Origin of the sequence: Parabacteroides sp. AF17-28 (assembly GCF_003479205.1) — a bacterium.
GTDB classification, from domain to species: Bacteria; Bacteroidota; Bacteroidia; order Bacteroidales; family Tannerellaceae; genus Parabacteroides; species Parabacteroides acidifaciens.
Genome location: NZ_QUGV01000022.1, coordinates 91,791 through 92,593, shown reverse-complemented (window position 1 = coordinate 92,593; position 803 = coordinate 91,791). Strand labels below are relative to the sequence as shown.

At 37.7% G+C, this 803-nt stretch carries 1 tRNA gene; it reads right to left on the bottom strand.

Going from position 1 to position 803, the window contains the following annotated elements:
* Positions 1–367: 367 nt before the first annotated feature.
* Positions 368–440, bottom strand: a tRNA-Lys gene (locus tag DWW90_RS15330).
* Positions 441–803: the final 363 nt, after the last annotated feature.

Sequence of the window (803 nt, the reverse complement as noted above, 5' to 3'; positions counted from 1 at the left end):
AGATATTCCAAGAAAGTGAATGAAGTTCCCCCCCCAGAAATATCGGGTGAGCCGGTGCTTCTCCATTCTTTAATAATCTGGCTTTCTTGATAAAGAATAGCACATTGAAGGTTTTTCTAGCCATTTTTACATCGTTTTTAGAGTTACAAAACTATGTATTCTCTTCCAAAGTACGACTATGCAAAATGCTATGAATCAGTGAGAAAGATGCTAAATCGTGGGACTTTTTTCAGTCCGATTTATGTACCACGATTTGCACACTTAGAATATGCTTTAAAGTACCCCTTTTTGCCATTTGGGAGAAAAAAAGAAATCCCTGATAATGTCTGATTATCAGGGATTTGCTTGATTTTTCTTTTGTTTTCAGTGATCCGCCTGGGGTTCGAACCCAGGACCCCATCCTTAAAAGGGATGTGCTCTACCTGCTGAGCTAGCGAATCATCCTGTGCGTTACTTCTGTAATGCGGGTGCAAAGATAGAAAGTATTATTTTATTACACAAGTTTTCGAAGACATAAATTGTGATTTGAATAGAATTTTGCATATTTGGTGCTTTTTATACAGATAAAATTGGTGCTTTGAGATCGCTTACTTTTACTGTTAAGTCTCCACAACCGGCGAACAAATAAACAGTCGACAAAATAAACAAAATTACAATAACCCCCATTTCGGACGTTTTTCTATTTCATCCGAAATTTTGATCGATTTTTGTTTGACTCTTTTCACGGTTTTAACCTCTTCGGCTGACACCATATGAAATGAGGTACGCAGTCCGTTTCGAAAAGCGTGCAATTTGATTGCCGG